We start from the raw sequence: 3,737 nt of genomic DNA, 5'->3' as shown, positions 1-3,737 counted from the left end.
TCAAGCAAGACTACGCGAATTCAGCACATGCTTCTGAGCTTGACAGATATAAAGCAAAAGTGGCAATGGACTATGTCTGCTCAGGAGGTGCGCAATACATACATCTCAAAGCATTATTTTGATTCAGACGAGATGAAAAAAATAGAGATTGTTTCGCATAAGAAAGTACGTTTAGATTCACCTGATTTTATAGGATTTTATATACGTAAAGAATATCTCAACGGATTGCTTCCTCTCATTAAGAAGAAATTCCCTCGAAAAATAGTTTATGATGGTAAGAAAATAATTAGACTTTAATCTAATTTCTTTGCTCTTGGTGATCGTAAATGTTCAGGCAAGTGATCAACATAATTAATCACTCTAATGTTGTCATTCTCAATCATAGATAGTGAGCAAGGTTGAAGCTCATTTTCCCATATAATATCCGACCCCATTTTGTTAAGATAATATCTGATGATATTTCCATGACAAACTAAAAGTATGTTCTTTTTTTCTTTGCTTACCTCTTCCCAGAATTTATCTGCTCTTTTCCTATCTTTTTCTTCCCTATCTTCAGGAGTGCCTTCTTTAATGGGTCCTTTTACAATAACTCTGTAAATTTCATTTAACTCAGATCTTTGTTCAAAAGATTTTCCTAAGAATGTAGCAGTTTGAATAGCTCGTTCCATCGTACTTGAATAAATTTTATCTATTTTCAGAGTATTAAGAAAACCAGCCGTTTCTTTAGCTTGAAGCTCCCCTTTAGGAGTTAGTTTCTTTGTTACGGGATCTGCTTCTCCGTGGCGTAATAGATAAAGTTTCATCCTGGAAAGTACCTCATTTTCTCTTCTAATATTGCTTCTAAATAAACATATGTTTCCATAGGATTATTGTAAAAGGCGCTCATCAGTTACTTCCGATAATCACAGGCAAGTGCCTCATCTGGTGTTCACTAAATCATTGCGCAGAACTCCTAAGAATGTCGCAGTATATTAAACTATGTCCTGCTGGATGATATCAAAAAAAACAATCTTGAGAATTACGCATAACCTTTATATACCACACTTTCCTACTTTTGCTCATGTCATTTAAGAAGTTCAAAGCTGCTGTAAAAAAGGCATTTGGCGGTGTTGAAAAAGACGTCAAAGATCTTGAAAAACGTCTCAAGGAGATTGAGGCGATGATTGAAGAGACGCCGATTCGCAAAAGACAAGCGGCTGCTTCTAAGAAAAAGAGTGTGAAAAAAGCAAGTTCTAAGAAAAAAACATCTAAAAAGAAAGCAGTAAAGAAGGGCGCTAAAAAATCATCTAAGAAAAAGTCTTCTAAAAAGAAGTCGGTCAAGAAGAAGACGGTGAAGAAGAAAAGCACGAAAAAGAAATCTTCAAAGAAAAAGGCATCTAAAAAACGCAAGTAATCAGTTCACTTGTATATCAACGCAGATTCTAAACCACCCTGGTTTGTTGGGCCCGCACTTTGCCCAACTGATGAGTTTTCCATCAATAACTTCGTTTACGGTTTCAACAGTTTTTTCAGGCATGGTTGATTCTTCTTCAAATGCGTAGAAGTGTAGTATTGTTCCTTTGTGGGAGTATGCTTTTGCATCATTGAGAAATTCATGTGCTGTTTTGGGTAAGGGCATAACAATTCTATCAAATGTTCCTGACAGTGTGGGTAGAACTTTATGAACATCGCCGCAATAAACGGTGACGTTTTTACATTTGTTTAGGGTGATGTTTTCAAGCGCGTATTCGTGTGCTACGGGGTTTATTTCAATTCCCACAATTTCTTTTGCGGGAGATCTTCGTGAGAAGATAATAGGATAGATGCCACATCCTGAAAACATGACAAGAACTCTCTCGTCGGGTTTTATCATGGAGGTTATCCTTTCTCTTTCTGTGCTTAGTCGCGGGCTGAAATATACTTTTTCAACATCAACTTTGAATCTGCAACCTAGTTCTTTGTATTCTGCAACTTTTGTGTTGATGCCTGCAATGACTTTTAGTGGTTGGGTTCTAAATATTCCTTCGTGTATGCCATCCTTGCGACACACAGTGGTGATGGGTTTAATGGTTTTGATAAGAGCTTCGCCTATTTCTTTTTCTTTGTGATAGAGCTCTTCTGGTAGATCAATTATTGCAATGTTGCCTATTTGATCGTAGCTAAATGTTGCAATTGAGTATTCTTCCTCTGTGAGGATTTCCTTAAGTCTTTCTTTGAAGTTCAAAAGAACGCCCCCAATCCTTTTTGAGCTAGTTTTTTTTGTTCCTTTTCAAGTGCGTTTAGTGTATCAATCACTCTTTGTTTATTGAAATCATGTTCGTGTACGAGGATACGTATAACTTCTTCGCGATTAATGGGTTTCCAGTCAAGTGTGTATTCATCGGTAACAGGCATGTTTTTGAAGAGGTTGAACACGTCTTTCCAGGAGTACTTGAATTCCCAGTTTACATTCTTGAAAAGAGCGTCAAAATCTTCTCCGTATTCTTTTACGAGTGAAAGTGCTTTCTTAGGTCCTATGCCTTTAACACCTCCGACGTTGAAGTCCGTTCCTACTAAGATACCCACTACTATGAGTTGGTCGTGGGTGATTCCTAGCTCTTCAAGGGTGTCTTTAAGAGTTATTTCTCTTGGCTTTATTGTTTCGTAGGAGAGTTTGCTTGTTTTTTTTCTTCTTTGTGATATGGTAAGGTTTTGGATGAATCGAGGAACACCAAAGAGAAGGCAATCGAAATCTTGGCTGATCTCAGCGTCGAGATCTCCTTTTTTTACCATATATGCTGCTTGTGCTTCTCCTTCTGATGGTGCTTGAATAACGGGCATGCCTAACGCAGAAATAAGTTTTTTTGCTTCTTCGATCATTTCTTTGTCAAGTCTTGCGGTTCTTTGCGCGTATTTTTTCATATCTTCTATGTTTCCTTCTCTTTGCGCTACTTCGTATTCTCTTTGTGCTTCTTCTTTGAGTGCGCGTCTGCGTTCTCTCTCTTTTTTCTTAAGGTCTGGTGCTTCGCCATCAAAAACGAAGGCGAGTCTGATTCCTTTTTGCATAAGTTTTGTTGATCGCGAAAACAGCCCTGATAAATGAGATGTGACGTTTCCCTTGCTGTCCATGAGCAGAGTTCCGTCATATCCTCGTATAGTAGACAAGAATTGGTAGAGTATGTTGAATGCATCAACTGCTAGTCTTTTTCCTTTGAGCTCTGCAAAGGTGATTTCTCGTCCTTTTGTTAGATCTTTAAGATTGACTCCCATGTTAGATTTGTTTAATGATCATCGTGGTGAATTCTTTTTGTGCAAGATCAATACCTTTTTTTGTTACTTCTCCTGTGGTGATGAAGAGTACAGGCATTTTTCTTATCTGCGCTTGTATGTACGCTGAGCTTAGATCTCCATCATTGACTTTTTTCTTTGCCTTTGCTTTGCAGTAGTATTTAACTTCTCCCATAGCAGTGGGAAGAAGGATGATAAGATCAATATCTGAGTTTTTTCTTATGACCTTTGCTTCAATGATTTTTATGTTGTGTTTTGAGAAGTAGTTTTTGATGGTTTTGTAGAATTCGTCTTCAGGCTCTTCAGGCTCTTCAAAGAGTTCTTCGCAAAGATCTTCGGTGAGTTTTTTTTGCGCAGTGTTTGAAGTGCCTTTAGGCGTTCCTTTAAGAGATTCTTGTGTTGTTTGTGCCGGTTCAGTTTGTGTTGAAGATGTGCGAGTGATTGTGGGTGTTTCTTTTGGAGTGCTTACTTCTTGCCCGTCTTTTGAACTC

At 37.9% G+C, this 3,737-nt stretch carries 6 protein-coding genes; 1 reads left to right on the top strand and 5 read right to left on the bottom strand.

Going from position 1 to position 3,737, the window contains the following annotated elements; translation table 11 throughout:
* Positions 1 to 27 precede the first annotated feature (27 nt).
* Positions 28 to 297 carry a hypothetical protein gene (locus tag D6774_04030; GenBank protein ID RME77577.1) on the top strand — a complete coding sequence of 90 codons (270 nt, stop codon included), beginning with the start codon at positions 28 to 30 and terminating at the stop codon, positions 295 to 297.
* Here D6774_04030 and D6774_04025 read toward each other — a convergent pair.
* The 5 genes from D6774_04025 to D6774_04005 form a co-directional block, all read right to left on the bottom strand.
* Positions 294 to 803 carry a hypothetical protein gene (locus tag D6774_04025; GenBank protein ID RME77576.1) on the bottom strand — a complete coding sequence of 170 codons (510 nt, stop codon included), beginning with the start codon at positions 801 to 803 and terminating at the stop codon, positions 294 to 296. The two genes, D6774_04030 and D6774_04025, sit on opposite strands and share 4 nt — an antisense overlap.
* 193 nt (positions 804 to 996) lie before the next feature.
* Positions 997 to 1,347 carry a hypothetical protein gene (locus D6774_04020; GenBank protein RME77575.1) on the bottom strand — a complete coding sequence of 117 codons (351 nt, stop codon included), beginning with the start codon at positions 1,345 to 1,347 and terminating at the stop codon, positions 997 to 999.
* A 46-nt stretch (positions 1,348 to 1,393) separates the two neighbouring features.
* The gene (locus tag D6774_04015) at positions 1,394 to 2,218 is read right to left on the bottom strand and encodes a class I SAM-dependent methyltransferase family protein (protein RME77574.1); all 825 of its coding nucleotides are present in this window, start codon (positions 2,216 to 2,218) and stop codon (positions 1,394 to 1,396) included.
* Positions 2,200 to 3,228, bottom strand: a complete 1,029-nt coding sequence (gene fen / locus D6774_04010; protein ID RME77573.1) for a flap endonuclease-1 — start codon at positions 3,226 to 3,228, stop codon at positions 2,200 to 2,202. Before fen ends, D6774_04015 begins: the two co-directional genes overlap by 19 nt.
* Position 3,229: 1 nt before the next feature.
* The coding region (locus tag D6774_04005) for a hypothetical protein (protein ID RME77572.1) at positions 3,230 to 3,737 on the bottom strand (508 nt) is incomplete at its 5' end.

This window comes from Candidatus Woesearchaeota archaeon, assembly GCA_003695435.1.
Classification (GTDB): Archaea; Nanobdellota; Nanobdellia; order Woesearchaeales; family UBA11576; genus J101.
The sequence above is the reverse complement of the archived record's forward strand: the minus strand, read 5'-3'. Positions and strand labels throughout refer to the sequence as shown.

Excerpts from the sequence above, each read along its gene's own strand:
- D6774_04025 (RME77576.1), bottom strand. The coding sequence starts at position 803 with ATGAAACTTTATCTATTACGCCACGGAGAAGCAGATCCCGTAACAAAG.
- D6774_04030 (RME77577.1), top strand. The coding sequence starts at position 28 with ATGCTTCTGAGCTTGACAGATATAAAGCAAAAGTGGCAATGGACTATG.
- fen (RME77573.1), bottom strand. The coding sequence starts at position 3,228 with ATGGGAGTCAATCTTAAAGATCTAACAAAAGGACGAGAAATCACCTTT.